17 protein-coding genes are annotated in these 15,135 nt (G+C 72.1%); 13 read left to right on the top strand and 4 right to left on the bottom strand.

Going from position 1 to position 15,135, the window contains the following annotated elements; translation table 11 throughout:
- Positions 1–38 precede the first annotated feature (38 nt).
- Positions 39–908, top strand: coding sequence for an esterase/lipase family protein (locus ADL29_RS21280; RefSeq protein WP_053925208.1), 870 nt, complete (start codon positions 39–41; stop codon positions 906–908).
- Positions 909–942: 34 nt separating this feature from the next.
- Here ADL29_RS21280 and ADL29_RS21275 read toward each other — a convergent pair whose 3' ends face one another.
- Positions 943–1,539, bottom strand: coding sequence for a TetR/AcrR family transcriptional regulator (locus ADL29_RS21275; protein ID WP_053925207.1), 597 nt, complete (start codon positions 1,537–1,539; stop codon positions 943–945).
- 82 nt (positions 1,540–1,621) lie between these two features.
- On the opposite strand from ADL29_RS21275, the gene ADL29_RS21270 reads away from it, so the two are divergent.
- Positions 1,622–2,104 carry an SRPBCC family protein gene (locus ADL29_RS21270; protein WP_053925206.1) on the top strand — a complete coding sequence of 161 codons (483 nt, stop codon included), beginning with the start codon at positions 1,622–1,624 and terminating at the stop codon, positions 2,102–2,104.
- Here the strand turns inward: ADL29_RS21270 and ADL29_RS21265 are convergent.
- The gene (locus ADL29_RS21265; protein WP_053925205.1) at positions 2,094–3,401 is read right to left on the bottom strand and encodes an APC family permease; all 1,308 of its coding nucleotides are present in this window, start codon (positions 3,399–3,401) and stop codon (positions 2,094–2,096) included. The genes ADL29_RS21270 and ADL29_RS21265 overlap by 11 nt on opposite strands.
- Positions 3,402–3,481: 80 nt before the next feature.
- On the opposite strand from ADL29_RS21265, the gene ADL29_RS21260 reads away from it, so the two are divergent.
- Entirely contained in the window at positions 3,482–3,958 is a 477-nt protein-coding gene (locus ADL29_RS21260; RefSeq protein WP_053925204.1) for an Lrp/AsnC family transcriptional regulator, read from the top strand.
- A 91-nt stretch (positions 3,959–4,049) separates the two neighbouring features.
- Here ADL29_RS21260 and ADL29_RS21255 read toward each other — a convergent pair whose 3' ends face one another.
- Positions 4,050–5,072: a lytic polysaccharide monooxygenase auxiliary activity family 9 protein gene (locus tag ADL29_RS21255; RefSeq protein WP_053925203.1), complete on the bottom strand. Its 1,023-nt coding sequence runs from the start codon at positions 5,070–5,072 to the stop codon at positions 4,050–4,052.
- A 448-nt stretch (positions 5,073–5,520) separates the two neighbouring features.
- Here ADL29_RS21255 and ADL29_RS21250 point away from each other — a divergent pair, with 448 nt between their 5' ends.
- Entirely contained in the window at positions 5,521–6,156 is a 636-nt protein-coding gene (locus tag ADL29_RS21250) for a class I SAM-dependent methyltransferase (protein WP_053925202.1), read from the top strand.
- A gap of 1 nt (position 6,157) precedes the next feature.
- Here ADL29_RS21250 and ADL29_RS21245 read toward each other — a convergent pair whose 3' ends face one another.
- Positions 6,158–7,087, bottom strand: a complete 930-nt coding sequence (locus tag ADL29_RS21245; RefSeq protein WP_053925201.1) for a GNAT family N-acetyltransferase — start codon at positions 7,085–7,087, stop codon at positions 6,158–6,160.
- 224 nt (positions 7,088–7,311) lie between these two features.
- Between ADL29_RS21245 and asnB the strand changes: the two genes are divergently transcribed.
- The 9 genes from asnB to ADL29_RS41290 form a co-directional block, all read left to right on the top strand.
- Positions 7,312–9,162: an asparagine synthase (glutamine-hydrolyzing) gene (gene asnB / locus ADL29_RS21240; RefSeq protein WP_053925200.1), complete on the top strand. Its 1,851-nt coding sequence runs from the start codon at positions 7,312–7,314 to the stop codon at positions 9,160–9,162.
- 144 nt (positions 9,163–9,306) lie between these two features.
- Positions 9,307–9,696 (top strand): GntR family transcriptional regulator, encoded by a 390-nt coding sequence (locus tag ADL29_RS21235; protein ID WP_053925199.1) that lies wholly within the window; start codon positions 9,307–9,309, stop codon positions 9,694–9,696.
- Between the two features lie 4 nt (positions 9,697–9,700).
- On the top strand, positions 9,701–10,495 hold the full coding sequence (gene ddaH / locus ADL29_RS21230) for a dimethylargininase (protein ID WP_053925198.1): 795 nt from the start codon (positions 9,701–9,703) through the stop codon (positions 10,493–10,495).
- Between the two features lie 218 nt (positions 10,496–10,713).
- Positions 10,714–10,869, top strand: a complete 156-nt coding sequence (locus ADL29_RS44165; protein ID WP_169795247.1) for a hypothetical protein — start codon at positions 10,714–10,716, stop codon at positions 10,867–10,869.
- A 145-nt stretch (positions 10,870–11,014) separates the two neighbouring features.
- Positions 11,015–12,253 carry a phenylacetate--CoA ligase family protein gene (locus ADL29_RS21225; protein WP_053925197.1) on the top strand — a complete coding sequence of 413 codons (1,239 nt, stop codon included), beginning with the start codon at positions 11,015–11,017 and terminating at the stop codon, positions 12,251–12,253.
- A 92-nt stretch (positions 12,254–12,345) separates the two neighbouring features.
- Complete coding sequence (locus ADL29_RS21220) at positions 12,346–12,855, top strand: glycine-rich domain-containing protein (RefSeq protein WP_053925196.1); 510 nt, start codon at positions 12,346–12,348, stop codon at positions 12,853–12,855.
- Complete coding sequence (locus tag ADL29_RS21215) at positions 12,852–14,180, top strand: MFS transporter (protein ID WP_053925195.1); 1,329 nt, start codon at positions 12,852–12,854, stop codon at positions 14,178–14,180. Before ADL29_RS21220 ends, ADL29_RS21215 begins: the two co-directional genes overlap by 4 nt.
- Positions 14,181–14,404: 224 nt before the next feature.
- Positions 14,405–14,830, top strand: coding sequence for a hypothetical protein (locus ADL29_RS44160; protein ID WP_169795246.1), 426 nt, complete (start codon positions 14,405–14,407; stop codon positions 14,828–14,830).
- 14 nt (positions 14,831–14,844) lie between these two features.
- Positions 14,845–15,135: carbonic anhydrase (locus tag ADL29_RS41290; RefSeq protein WP_425424263.1), on the top strand; the 291-nt coding region annotated here is incomplete at its 3' end.

Genomic DNA, 15,135 nt, shown 5'->3' with positions numbered 1-15,135 from the left:
AGCACTTCGGAGTCCCCTCACCCCGCAAGGAGCATCGTATGAAACTGCGTTGTGTGCAGCCGCGCTGGTCGAAAGCGCTCACTCTCCTCCCCGCCCTCGCCCTGGCCCTCGGGGTCACCACGGCCGCCCCCGCCGCCGCTGCCCCCACCGTCAGCAGCGGCTGGAACAACTTCTCCTGCAAGCCGTCCGCCGAACACCCCCGCCCGGTGGTCCTGGTGCACGGCACCTTCGGCAACTCCGTCGACAACTGGCTGGGCCTCGCGCCCTACCTGGTGGCCCGCGGCTACTGCGTCTTCTCCCTCGACTACGGCCAGCTGCCCGGTGTCCCGCTCTTCCACGGCCTGGGGCCGGTCGACGCGTCCGCCGGGCAGCTCGCCGACTACGTCGACCAGGTGCTGGCCGCCACCGGTGCGCGCAAGGCGGATCTCGTCGGCCACTCCCAGGGCGGCATGATGCCGCGGGTCTACCTCAAGTCCCACGGCGGCGCGGACAAGGTGAACACGCTGGTCGGGCTGGCCCCCGACAACCACGGCACCGACCTCAACGGCCTGACCCGCCTGCTGAAGTACTTCCCCGGCGCCGAGAAGTACCTCGACGAGCACACCCCCGGCCTGACCGACCAGATGGCCGGCTCCGACGTCCTCAACCGCCTCAACGAGGGCGGCGACACCGTGCCGGGCGTGCACTACACCGTCATCGCGACCAAGTACGACGAGGTCGTCACGCCGTACCGGTCGGGCTTCCTGGACGGCCCCGGCGTCCGCAACGTCGTGCTCCAGGACCTGTGTCCCCTCGACCTCTCCGAGCACGTGGCCATCGGCCTCACCGACCGGATCGCCTTCCATGAGACGGCCAACGCCCTCGACCCCGCCCACGCCACCCCGACGACCTGCGCCTCGGCCGCCTGACCCGGCCCGGCGGCCCGGCCCGTCCGCCGCGCCGTCAGCCCTGCGGGACGGCGACCAGCAGCGCATCCGTGCACCGCTCCGCCAGCTCCTCGGCGTGTACGGGCAGCGGTGTGCCGTCCCGCAGATGGCGTCGGACCAGCGTCAGCGGGACGTCGATGACGGCGAGCGTGACCCGTTCGGTGTCCTGCGGGCCGCTCGCCCCCAGCGCGTCCGCGAGGTCCGCCACGGACGCAAAAATCCGGCCGTTGCCCTCGTCGGCGCGCCGCCGGTGCTCCTCCGGCCACCCGTCACGCCCGAACTCCCGGGCCCCGTACTGGAGCAGTGCGGCCTCTTCGGGGTGCGCGCGGCACCATGCCACGACGTGCCGGGCCGCCGCGCAGCCCGCGGTGCGCGGGTCCGGGGACGACGTCAGTGCGGCGAAGTAGCCCTCCTGGAAACGTTCCACGGTCCGCAGCCACACCTCGGCGAGCAGCGCGGGGCGGCCGGTGAAGCGGTGGTAGAGCGAGCCGCTGGGGGCGCCGGCGGCCGCCGCGACCGCGGACATGGTGACGCCCGTGGGGCCGTGCTCGGCGGCGAGCCGCACGGCGGCGTCGAGGAGGAGCGCGGTGTCGAAGCGGGGTGGCCTGGCCATGTTCTAGAGGGTACCCTCCATAATATTAGAGAAGTCTCTCTAAAAACTGGCTGGAAACTCTCCGGAAAGGGGCCTGCCCGCTATGGGGGTCTACAACGTGCACGAAAGGGTGCTGCCGGTGCCCGCGGCCGAGGCGGGAGCGCTGATCGACGGACTGTCCGGCGACGCCGACCGGCTCTGGCCGCGCCGCGACTGGCCCCCGATGGCGCTCGACCGCCCACTGGGCCCGGGGGCGGTCGGCGGCCACGGGCCCGTCCGCTACACGGTGACGGCCCATGTGCCGGGCCAGTGGGTGCGCTTCGCCTTCCGCGGGCCGCGCGGCTTCGACGGCTTCCACGAGTACACCGTGCATCCGCTCGGCCCGGACCGCACCCTCCTGCGCCACACCCTCGCGATGCGGGCCCACGGCCCGGCCCGGCTCTCCTGGCCGCTGGCCTACCGCTGGTTCCACGATGCGGTCCTGGAGGACAGCCTGGACGACGCCGAACGCGCCTGTACGGGCACCGTCGCCCGGCCCGCGCGGTGGAGCCCGTACGTCCGGCTGCTGCGCCGCCTCAGGCGCTGACCCGGCGCCGGCCGGCCGCGCGCACCCGACGCAGCGTCAGGAAGCCGGTGGAGGCGAGCGCCAGCAGCGCGGGGATCAGCAGCAGCCGCCCCGAGAAGGCGAGCACCACCGCCGTCAGCACGGAGCCGGCGGCCACACCGCACCACAGGGGAGTGCGGCGCGGCAGCAGCACCAGCGCGGCGGCCAGGCCGGCCAGGGTCACGGCCGCCAGACAGGTGGCGGTCGCCTCCATCAGGAGGTGCAGATCGGCGCCGCCGAACCCGGCCGCCACGGCCACGAGGACGGCCGCCGCGCCCAGCACCGCGAGCGAGCGGCGCGGCACCTCGCCCGGTTCGCCGCCCCTGGCCAGCCAGCGGGGTGCCGCCCCGTCCCGGCCGAGGGCGGCGCCCAGCCGGGAGGCGCCCGCCAGATAGGAGTTGACGGCCCCGAAGGTGAGGAAGAGAGCCGCCGCGGCGGCGACCGGACGGGCGGCGGCGCCCACGCTCTGGGCGAGCAGCGCGGTCAGCGGGGTGTCGGTGCCGGCCGCGGCCGGACCCAGCGCGCCGATCGTGGCGACGGCCAGGCCGAGATAGAGCACGGTGATCACGGCGAGGGCGTTACGGGTCACCCGCGGCAGGTCCCGCCCCGGATCGGCGAACTCACCGGAGAGATGGCTGGCCGCCTCCCACCCGGCGAACGCGAAGAACAGCACCGAGGCCGCCGAACCGACCGACGTCCAGCCGCCGGGCAGGAACGGCGTGAAGTGCGCGGCGGTGATGTGCGGCGCGGCGGCCAGCACGGCGCACAGCAGCACGGCCGCCAGCAGCCCCCCGAGCATCAGCTGCACCCGCCCCGACATCCGCAGCCCGAATGCGTTGGAGACCAGCGACCCGGCCAGCACCAGCCCGCCGACCGCGGCCGCGCCCGCCTCGCCCCAGCCGGCCGCGTCGGCCACGTACGTGCCGCCGATCCAGGCCGCCGCGACCACACCGAGCGGCACCGCCCCGTAGAACCACCACCCGACCACGGCCGCCGCCCGCGGCCCGATCGCCCGGTGGACGAACGTGGCCACGCCCCCGCCGTCGGGGAACCGTACGCCGAGCGCCGCGAAGGAGGCGGCCACCGGGACGCACATGGCCAGCAGGACGGCCCAGGCCAGGATCGAGGCGGGACCGGCCGCGGCGGCGGCCAGGGACGGCAGGGTCAGCACACCGGGGCCGAGCACGGCACCCGCGCACAGCGCGGTGCCGCCGCCGACGCCCAGACGCCGTACATTCGGCCGTGCGGAAGCGGGAATGCTTGTTTCTTGTACGGTCACAGTCGCCGAACGTAACCGTAAAATTGATCAATTTTCTGATCCACCGAACTAAATTCGGTAGGGGCCCGCACCATGGACCCATGGACGACATTGATTCGGCGATTGTCCGCGAACTGCAGCGCGATGCACGGCAGACCAATCGCGAACTCGCCCGCATGCTCAACATCGCCCCCTCCACCTGTCTGGAGCGGGTCCGCGCGCTCCGCGCCCGCGGGGTGATCACCGGCTACCGCGCGACGGTCGATCTGCGCGCCCTCAACCGCCCCGTGCAGGCGCTGCTCACGATCCGCATCCGCCCCATGAACCGCGAGGTCATCGAGCGCTTCAAGACCTTCCTGACCTCCCTGCCGGAGGTGCTGAACGTCTATGTCGTGGCGGGCGGCGACGACTTCCTGGTCCATGTCGCCGTACCGGACCTCGACCGGCTTCACACGCTCCTGATGGACAGCGTCTTCAAGCGCCGGGAGGTTGTCGACTGCCGCAGCTCGGTGATCTATCAGCATGTCGCCAACGACGTCATCGGTCCGCTGCCGCCGAACGGGCCGCAGGGAGGCTGACGGTGCGACGCCGCCCCCTCCGGGGCGGGGAGGGGACGGCGTCACGGTGCGCCGGGGACCGTCGCAGTCGGTCCCCGGCGGGCTGTGGGGGTTACCGGCCGCGGGCGGCCTTGCGGCGGGTGGTGGCGAACAGGACCGCGGCACCCACGGCCAGTACGGCGGCGCCGCCGATCGCCATCGGGGCGGTGGAGCTGTCGCCACCGGTCTCGGCCAGGTGCTTGCCGTCGGCCGGCTGGAGGGCGCCGTCGGGGTGTGCGCCGGCCGGGGCAGCTGCGGCGGAGTGGCCGGAGTGGCCGGAGCGGTCGGCCTTGGGGGAGTGGCCGGCGTCCGTCCCGTGACCGTGCTGGCCCATGTCCATCGACGACTTGTCCGCGCCCGCCGCGATCTGGGCGTCCGTCGGGGCGGACGCGGCCGGCGCGGGCGTCCCGGGCGTCGCGGACGAGCCGCCGCCCGCCCTGCCGTTGGCCTGCCCTCCGTTGTCCTTGCCGAACACCACGTCGGAGCAGGTGTAGAACGCCTCCGGGCTGTCCGACCGCTGCCAGATGCTGTAGATCAGATGACGTCCGGACCTGGCCGGGACCTTGCCGCTGAAGACGTAGTCACCGTTGGTCAGCGTCGGGTCGGTGACCTTCGCGAACGGCTTCGACTCCAGGTCGGACCACTTCAGCGGCTTGGCCGGGTTGTAGCCGGCCTTGGTGATGTACAGCTCGAAGGAGCCCTTGTGCGGGGCGGTGGCCTTGTAGTGGAACGTGTGCTTCCCGGCCGCCATCCTGGAGGACGGCCAGTCGGCGCGCGCCAGGTCCAGGCCCTTGTACTCGGGGTTGTTGGCGCTGCACAGCTTGCCGTCCGGGATCTTCGTCTTCGACTGGCCGCCGGCGTTGCCGTCCCGCACCCCGTTCCAGTCGTAGAACGCCTGGGCGCCGCCGGCCTGCACGGCGGCCTTGCACGCCGCGGACTTCGGGCTCTCGGGCCCTTCCGCGTAGCACGCCGAGACCCGGCTGACGGGGTCCGTCATCGAGCCGTGCGCGGCGGCCGGAGTCGCGGTCACAACGGTGAGCACGAGCGGCGCGATACCGGCCAGGGCGAGCCCGGTGGCCTTGCGACGAGCGGTCATGTGGGGGTCTCCTTCATCGGATACGTCGAGCGGACGAGCGGCAAGACGGGCCGTGGGGGGTCGGGACACATGCCCGGCGCCGTCCCCCGGTGTACGGCGCCGGCGGCATGAACCCCGCCTTGCGAGAAGCACGCTAACCCCGCTGAACAGCGGATTTGAGGGCCGAAGGCCGATCCTGGAGATCCTTATGGTCCGTTTAAGGAACCGCTAAGCGGGGGCACAGGCAGGGATGCCCAAAGCGGGCATTGTGAGCCGGAGTTGACCCACCGCCCGCACTTTCGCGCCCGTGGGCGTGGCTGCGGGCTGTGCGGCGGCCGTCCGGCGCGGCGAAAACGGGTATCGGGGACGAGGCTGGGGCCTGAGCGGCACGATACGAACGGTGGAGGGCGTGATGCCGGGCCGGGCCGTCCGTTCCGCCGTTGTCAGTGGTGTCGGGCACCATCGAGACATGAGTACCGACCTGCCGGATCTGTCCGCACTGCCGCCCTCCAGCCCCGACGCCGCCTATTGGGAAGCCGCCGCCGAGCGCTTCGACGACGAGCCCGACCACGGGATGCGGGACCCCGCCGTGCGGGCCGCCTGGGACGGCCGGCTGCGGTCCTGGCTGCCGGCCGGGCGGGCGCGGATACTCGACCTCGGCTGCGGTACGGGGAGTCTGGCGCTGCTCGCCGCGGAACAGGGGCACCGGGTCACCGGCGTGGACCGCTCGCCCGCCATGGTCGCGCGGGCACGGGCCAAGTGCGCGGGCCGGGATGCCGGGTTCCTGGTCGGGGACGCCGCCGAACCGCCCGTGGGGGAGGGGCGGTTCGATGTGGTTCTGGTGCGGCACGTTCTGTGGGCGCTGCCCGATCCGGCGGCCGTACTCCGCCACTGGGCCGGGCTGCTGGCCCCCGGTGGGCGTCTGGTGCTGGTCGAGGGGCGGTGGGGCGAGGCGGACCCGGTGGGGATACCGGCCGATGAACTCGCCGTGCTGGTCGGCCCGTTGGCGGAACGTACCCGGCTGGAGCGGCTCTCCGGCGAGAGTGCTCTGTGGGGGAAGGAGGTGCGGGACGAGCGGTATGCGCTGATCGCATACGCCCCGTGACTCACCCCCGGCCCAGCTCCCGTACACACCGCCATTCCCCGGCGAACGGGCGGTAGCCGAAGGCGCGGTTGATGGCGAGCATCGGGGCGTTGGTGGCGTCGTTGCCGGTGAAGGCCTCGGTGCAGCCGGCGTCGCGGGCGCGGAGCAGGGAGTGGGCCTTGGCCAGGCGGGCCAGGCCGCGGCCGCGGAAGGCGCGGCGGGTGCCGGTTCCGGAGGAGGCGTAGCGGCCTAGGCCGTCGGTGGTGGCCAGGCTGTAGGCGGCGACCTCGCCGTCGACGGTCACCACGGAGGTGAGGTCCAGATCGATGTCGGGGTGCTCCCAGACGGTGCGCAGCCAGTGCTCGTAGGCGAGCGCGTCGGCGGCGACATCGCTCGGCTCGTCCGCCGCGGCCTCCGCCTCGGCCGCGAAGAGCGGGCTCGGGTCGGCGCCGAAGTCCGCGGCGGTGCACAGGCGGACGCCGGGGGGAAGCGAGGCGGGCAGCGGCGGCAGGTCGGCGGCCGCGAGATCGAGACGGAGGCAGTGGGACGGGCGGGTGCGGCGGTAGCCGCGGCGCTCGGCGAAGGCCAGCGGGCCGGGCTCGTCGACGGCCCAGGCGAAGAGGCGGGTGGCGCCGGCCGCGGTCAGATGCTCCTCGGCCGCGGTCAGCAGCGCGCCGCCGACGCCCCGCCCCCGGCGGTCCGGGTGCACCTGCGGGGTGGCCGCGCCCTGGCCCGGGGTGCTGCTCTCGTGCAGCAGACAGCTGGTGACGGAGCCGGCGATCCGGCCGTCCAGTTCGGCGACGAACAGGCGGAGTTGCTGCGCCCGGGGCGCGCCGGCCAGCTGCCAGGCGACGCCCTGCGGAGTGGAGATCAGGAACGGCAGGGAGGCGCGCCGAAGGTCCGCCACGGCCTTGGCGTCGGCGGGGCGGAAATCACGCACGGTGAGGGTCATGAGCGCGGACAGTACGCCGCCACCTGCCGTTTTGCCTCTCCTTTTCCGGTGGACGGGCGGCGGTTTGCCGTTCCTTTTCCGTAATGCGGCGTCTGGGTGTCTCGTTCCGGGCGGCCCCCGGACAGCATAGGTGGCCCATGCATCTATCTGGGCGTACGGTGACTGCCACAGGCCGCCGCCGGGACATGACGGCCCGCCGCCGCCCGAAGGAGAGGAGCCGCATCGTGTGCGGAATCACCGGATGGATCTCCTACGACACCGACCTGACCACCCGTCGCCCCACGCTCGAGGCGATGACCCGGACGATGGCCTGCCGCGGGCCGGACGCCGCGGGTACCTGGCTCGACACCCACGCGGCGCTGGGGCACCGCCGCCTCGCCGTCATCGACATCGAAGGCGGTAAGCAGCCCATGGCCGTGGAGCACGGCGGCCGCACCCTGATCGTCACGACCTACAGCGGAGAGGTCTACAACTACCGGGAGCTGCGCAAGGAGCTGGCCGGGCTCGGCCACACCTTCCGTACGCACAGCGACACCGAGGTCGTCCTGCATGCCTATCTGCAATGGGGCGAGGCGTTCGCCGAGCGCCTCAACGGCATGTACGCCTTCGCGCTCTGGGACCCGCGCACCGAGCAACTCTTACTGATACGCGACCGGATGGGCATCAAGCCGCTCTACTACTACCCGACCTCCGACGGTGTCCTCTTCGGCTCGGAGCCCAAGGCGATCCTCGCCCACCCCTCCGTACGGCCCGCCGTCGACGCCGAGGGCCTCGCCGAGCTGATCACCTTCACCAAAACCCCCGGCCACGCCGTCTACAAGGGCATGTACGAGGTGCGCCCCGGCCAGACCGTCCGAGTGGGCCGCGGCGGCATCACCGTCAAGCGCTACTGGGCCCTCGAGGCCCGCGAGCACACCGACGGCCTCGACGCCACCGTCGCGCACATCCGCGAACTGCTCGACGACATCGTCGCCCGCCAGCTGATCGCCGATGTGCCGCTGTGCACTCTGCTCTCCGGCGGTCTGGACTCGTCCGCCATCACCGCACTCGCCGCCGGTGCGCTCGCCGCCCGGGGCGGCGGCCCGGTCCGCTCCTTCGCCGTCGACTTCACCGGCTACACGGAGAACTTCACCCCCGACGACCTGCGCGGCACCCCCGACGGGCCGTATGCGCACGCCCTGGCCGAGCACGTCCGCTCCGAGCACCGCGACATCGTCCTGGACACCAACGCCCTGATGGATCCCGGCCACCGCGCCGCCGTCCTGGCCGCCCGCGATCTCCCCAACGGCTTCGGCGACGGCGACACCTCCCTCTACCTGCTGTTCAAGGCGGTCCGGGAACAGTCGACCGTCGCCCTCTCCGGCGAGTCCGCGGACGAGGTCTTCGGCGGCTACCGCTGGTTCCACGACCCCGAGTCCGTCCACGCCGACACCTTCCCCTGGATCGCGGCGGGCCTGGCGGGGCGGTTCGCCGGCGGCAACGCCACCCGCGAGGCGCTGCTGGACCACGGCCTGCTCGCCAAGCTCGACCTGCGCGGCTACCAGGACGGCCGCTACCGCGAGGCGCTCGCCGAAGTGCCGTACCTGGACGGCGACACCGGGCTCCAGCGCCGGATGCGCGAGATCAGCTATCTGCATCTGACGCGCTTCGTCCAGATACTCCTCGACCGCAAGGACCGCGCCAGCATGGCCGTCGGCCTCGAGGTCCGCGTCCCCTTCTGCGACCACCGTCTGGTCGAGTACGTCTTCAACACCCCCTGGTCCATGAAGACCTTCGACGGCCGCGAGAAGTCGCTGCTGCGCGCCGCCACCCGTGACGTCCTGCCCGACCTCGTCGCCGACCGGGTCAAGAGCCCCTATCCCAGCACCCAGGACCCGCACTACAACGAGGCGCTGCGCACCGAGCTCAAGGCCCTGGCCGCCGACCGCGACGCCCCCGTGCGGCCACTGCTGGACTCCGGCGCCGTCACGGAAGCGACCGCCGACGGCGCCGCCCACGACATCCGGCCGGCGGCCGAACTGGTCCTCGGCATGGATGCCTGGCTGCGGACGACGGGCACCGCCCTCGAGCCGTAGGCCCCGGGAGACCCAGGGGCAGGTAACCGGCTCTCCCGATAATCACTCCAACGGGCTACCGCTCCGATTCCGGCACGGTGGCCGCTCCTGGCGCACAATGGGTGCCCCGCCCCTCCCCGCCACAACAGCAACAGGAGCGCCACCGTGTCCCCGCAGACCCTTACGATCACCATCGATCCGGACGCGGCCGATGCGCCCTTCGAGCAGGTACGCGCCCAGATCGCCGACCGGGCCAGGGGCGGCGGCCTGCCGGTCGGCTTCAAACTCCCCACCGTCCGGGGCCTCGCCGAAGACCTCGGGCTCGCCGCCAACACCGTCGCCAAGGCGTACCGCGCCCTGGAGGCCGACGGTGTGATCGAGACCCGCGGCCGGCACGGCAGCTTCATCGCGGCGGCCGGCGAGGCCGCGGACAAGGAGGTCGCCGCGGCCGCCGAGACCTATGCCCGGCGCGCCAAGCGCCTCGGGCTGGACCACGGCGCCGCCCTCGAGGCCGTCGAGGACGCGCTGCGTGCGGCGTACGGAACGGACGGCTGAGCCCATGTCCGTACCCGAGTCCCTGACCGGTCCGCGGGCCCTCGTCCGCCGCCCCGGCCCCCGCATCGCCGAGGGCCTGGTCACCCACCTCGACCGCCGCCCGGTGGACCCCGCGCTGGCCCTGCGCCAGTGGGAGCGCTATGTCGACACGCTCCGGGACCACGGCTGGCGCATCACCGAGGTCCCGCCCGCCGACGACTGCCCCGACGCGGTGTTCATCGAGGACACCATGGTCGTCTTCCGCAATGTCGCACTGATCGCCCGCCCCGGCGCGGAGTCCCGCAGGCCCGAGACGCTCGCCGCCCGCCGGGCGGCCGAGGCGCTCGGCTGCTCGGTCGACGCGATCAGGGCGCCCGGCACGCTCGACGGCGGTGACATCCTCAAGATCGGCGACACCGTGTACGTCGGCCGCGGCGGCCGCACCAACGCCGAAGGGGTACGCCAACTCCGCGACGCCTTCGAGCCGTTGGGCGCCCGCGTCACCGCCGTGCCGGTCAGCCGGGTACTGCATCTGAAGTCCGCGGTCACCGCCCTCCCCGACGGCACCGTCATCGGCTACCCGCCGCTGGTCGAGGACCCCGCCTTCTTCCCTGCCTTCCGTCCCGTCCCCGAGGAGGCCGGCGCCCATGTCGTCCTCCTGGGCGGCGACGCCCTCCTGATGGCCGCCTCCGCGCCCAGGACCGCGGAGCTCTTCGCCGGCCTCGGCTACCGGCCGGTCCTGGTGGACATCGGTGAATTCGAGAAGCTGGAGGGCTGTGTGACCTGCCTGTCGGTACGGCTGCGGGGGCTCGCCGCCTGACCGCAAGGCCGGACGGTCAGTCACCTGACCTTTCATCAGGTGGTTCCCGCGTGCGCTCCGCTCGTCGGGATCGCGCCAATTTTGGCGCGCGGAACGTGATCCGGGTCTCGGCGACATTGCCTTTCATTGACATGGACTTGGGCATCCTTTTACGTTCGGGGGGTGCGGCATCAGTGCAGGTCATCGCCGCACTCCCCACACCTTTTGGGAGGTCCCACATGGAGCAGCTCATCAAGAAGATGGCCCAGGACGACGTCTGGAAGGGCTGGCTGGCCGCCAACTCGGCGCAGCAGGCGGCGAAGGACGGCTGCATCAGCGCCGCCCCCAAGTCCGGCTGCATCAGCGTGGCCGGGAAGACCGGCTGTATCTCCTGACGGTCACCCGCTGACCGGCCGGACAGCCGGCCGGTGTACGCCCGGGAGCGGTCCGGTAGGTGGGTCTTCCGCCGTCGGACCGCTTCCGGGCGCAGCGCCCCCTACGCCCTGCGGGCACCGCTCCCGAAGACACCCGAGGAATTCCATGGATGGTCAGCCGACCGCCGAGGTCATCGAGCAGATCCGCGACATTCCGATCTACCGCGAATCGCTGGAGCGCGGACACTTCCCCATCCTCGACAAGCCGGAGATCGCCCGGGGATTTCCCGACAACTGGATGACGCCACGGCTGGCCGCCGCCCTGGAGTCCGGCGAGGCCGAGTTCGTCCTGTCCACGGGCACCCATCACGCCCGTATGCAGATCATCCGGCCCCCGTACTTCCTCCTGAACTCCTACTACCAGCTGTGGCGCGCGCACCCCGATATCGGCGAAACCTGGGAGGCGGGCTGCCGGCGCGTTTCGCTGACCACCGTGCTGGCGACGGAACACGTAGCCCGGGTGAATGCCAAGAAGCGCGGCGCGGACCCGGATCCCGTGCCGGGCCTGGGCGACCGGTGGCTCGATGCGCGTACCTGCTATCTCAATCTGCGGCTCGACCCGGCGCTCTGGGAGCGCAGTGAAGTGGAGCGGATGCTCGCGGAAATGCGGACGGCGGCGCAGGAACACCCGCGCGGCTGGTACCACCTCGACTGTTCCAGCTATCACCTGGCACATCTGCTGCGGAAGGTGAGCGAGTGGGGGCTGTGGGACGCATTCCCGCCGCCCGCCAGCATCATCCACGCCTACGAATACACCCCGGTGAACGTACGGCGTTTCCTGGAGCAGCATTTCGCGTGCCCGATCATCGACCTGTTCGGCAGCACCGAGCTCGGCTATCTCTTCTTCAGTGACCGCCGCGGCCGGTACCGTCCGCATCTGGACAAGATGAGCGTGGAACTCGTCCCGGTCGCCCCGGGAAGCACGATCTACCAGCTCATCGTGTCCAGCGTGCGCAATCCGTACATGCCGCTGATCCGCTACCGCTCGGGAGACTGCGTCCGCACGCTGGACGGCACGCCCGACCCCGCCAAGATCTCTCAATTCTGCGGCCGCGAAAAGGAGTTGCTCGCCACACCGCACGGCCCCGTCGCCCAGGGCGACCTCGACCGGTGCCTCGGCGAAGCGTCCGCACAGGTCTTTGTGCACCAGCTGCAGCTGACGGGCGCCGCCGAGGCCCGGCTGGCCTATACGACGTTCAACGGTGCGCCCGTCGATGCGACCGAGGCCGCGGCGCTGGAGGACGGGGTGCGGGAACTGACCGGGCGGCGCTGCCGGCTGGAGCATCGTGCGCATATCCCGATCGGGAAGTCGGGGAAGTACGCCTGGCTTGCCAATGATGCCTGAATGAAGCCGAATTACCGCCGAACCACCCCTGAACCTCCCCCGAACCACCCCTGAATCACGCGGACCGAGACCCTTCACCCGACAGGAGAAGCATGACCAGTCAGGCGCGGATATCCGCCGACGACCTCACGGCGCTGCTCGGCGAAGCGCTGCACTCCGAGGTGGTGGAGCATTTCGCCGGAAAGACCGATGCACCAAGGGAGTTCGTGGAGCGCCAGGTCGTCGAGTGCCTGCGCTATCTCTACCTCGTCTCCCGGCACCGCGACCGGCTCAGCGGCCTCTTCCTGCCCGTCGAGCAGGACATCGACGAGATCTGGCACTACCTCATCCTGCAGACCCGCGAATACCGCACGCTGTGCGAGGAACGGCTGCCGGGCGGGTTCTTCATCGAGCACCGCAGCATCGCCTACGAGAACTACCAGCAGGAACCGGGCCGGGAGCAGGCGCTCGAAGAGGCGCTGCGCTGGATCCCGCTGTACTGCCAGGAGTTCGGCCCGTTCGACGAGGGGGCGCTGCCGCACTGGACGATCGTCCGCTTTCTGCATGCGCAGATGGGCCTGTCGCTCACCGATATCGCGGCACTCGAACCGATGCCGGTATGACGGCCCCCGGGCGGCGTGACCAGGCGCAGCGGCGGATCCTGACCGTGCTGGTGTTCTCCCAGGTCCTCAGCGGCGCGGGCCTGGCAGCCGGGATCACCGTCGGTGCACTGCTCGCCGAGGAGATGCTCGGCTCGACCGGTCTGGCCGGTGTGCCCAGCGCCCTGTTCACCGCGGGGGCCGCCCTCGGTGCCGTCGCCATAGGCCGTATCTGCCAGCGCTGGGGCCGACGGCCCGGACTCGCGCTCGGATACGGCGTCGGGGCGCTCGGCAGCCTCGGCGTCGTCACGGCGGCCGCCCTCGGCAACGTTCCGCTGCTGTTCCTGGCCCTGCTCGTCTACGGAGCCGGGACGGCGACCAATCTGATGGCGCGCTACGCGGGAGCGGATCTGGCCTCACCCGCGCGCCGCGGCCGCGCCGTGAGCACGGTGCTCTTCGCCACCACGCTCGGCGCGGTCGTCGGCCCCAACCTGGTGACCGTCACCGGAGAAGTGGCGCACGGGTGGGGGATACCCCGCCTCGCCGGGCCGTTTCTGCTGGCCGCCGTCGCCTTCGGGGCGGCCGCGATCGTACTGGCCTGTCTGCTGCGCCCCGATCCGCTGCGGCTGGCCCGCACCCTGGCGGAGGACACTCCGGCACCGGACGCCGAGGACGGCACGGCAAAGACGGCCGGGCGGCCGGACCGCCGCGGTCTGCTCACCGGCACCGCGGTGATGGTCCTCACCCAGCTCGTCATGATCGCGATCATGACGATGACGCCGGTGCACATGAGCGCGCACGGGCACTCCACGCAGGCGGCCGGGCTGGTCATCGCCCTGCACGTCGCAGGGATGTACCTGCCCTCCCCGCTCACCGGCCTGCTCGTCGACCGGGTCGGCCGGCAGTGGGTCGCCGCCGCGTCCGCGCTGATCCTGCTCGCCGCCGGGGCCCTTGCCTCCCTCGCGCCGCCGCACTCGGTGCCCGTCCTCGCCGCGGCGCTGGTCCTGCTGGGTCTCGGCTGGAACTTCGGCCTGGTCAGCGGCACGGCCATGGTCACCGACGCACTGCCGCCCGACCGCCGCGCCTCGATGCAGGGGCTGGTGGACGTCGGCATCGCGATGTCCGGTGCCGTCGGAGGGATGTCGTCGGGCCTCGTCGTGATGCTCGGCGGGTACCCGGTGCTGGCGCTCGCGGGCGGCGTCCTCGCGCTGGCGATCGTGCCCGTACTCGCCCTGACGTCCCGGCCGGCGCGCACCACGGCCGTACCGGCGCACGCGATCACGGACGCGCCGGCGGACGCGACCCCGAGCGCCGTTGCACGCGGCAAGGGTGCGCCCCATGACGGTTGATTCACGACCACACTTCCAGCCAGATGTCCCCCAACTTGGCGTCATTTTCCGTTATCACGCCGGAAACTTGGATGCTTCACTGTTGGTGCATCTTTAGTCTTGTCAATGGTTCACCTTGGTTTTGTGGATGATCCCCTTATCCGGGAGATCCACCGCGACGCGCCGGGCCCCGTGAGGCACGACCGGGCCGGCCGTCCCGTAGCAGGTCACGTCGGGGGGCGATGATGCGGAAGAGCCACGGCGCGCCGGGCATACCGGTCGCGCGCCTGTGCCGCATCCCGCTGACCGTGATCGCCCTGCTGCTGGCGCTTGTGCTCGGTGGTACGGCGATGGCGGCCGATGCGCTTCCGGCCGCCGCCCTGAAGTCCGCCGCCCTCAAGACCGCGGGCGGTCCGCCGACCGTCGCCCCGGCCGCCGACGCCGACGAAGAGGACCACAGCAAGAGCAGCGAGAAGCGCGAGGGCAAGCGCGGGCAGCCGCGCCAGGCCGCGCGGACCGCGCTCGGCGCGCCCCGGTCCGTCGGCCGGCCGCTGCCCGCCGAGCGGAGCGGCAGCGCGCCGGCCTCCGCTCCCCCCTCGGTCCCCAGATCCGACGCGGCCGCCTCGAGACCGCTCCAACTCCCCCTGCTGCACTGCGTGTTCCGCTGCTGAGCGGCGCGGGTGGCCTGCCCCACCCTTCGCGCCTCGCACGTTCCCGCCATCCCGCACATGGCACCACTTACCAGGAGGAGACCTCCGTATGGAGCGAGGACCGGGAGGCCTACGGCCGGTTCGCCGCCGGCCAGTCCCCGCTCGCCCTGTTCATCACCTGCTCCGACTCCCGGGTCGTACCGTCCCTGATCACGGGGGCGGGACCGGGTGAGCTCTTCGAACTGCGCACGGCCGGCAATGCCGTGCCCGTCTACCAGGAAGGCATGGCCGCCAGTTCGGAGGCGGCCACCATCGAATACGCCATG

The organism is Streptomyces chattanoogensis (genome assembly GCF_001294335.1).
Lineage (GTDB): Bacteria > Actinomycetota > Actinomycetes > Streptomycetales > Streptomycetaceae > Streptomyces > Streptomyces chattanoogensis.
This window is presented reverse-complemented; position numbering and strand designations above follow the sequence as displayed.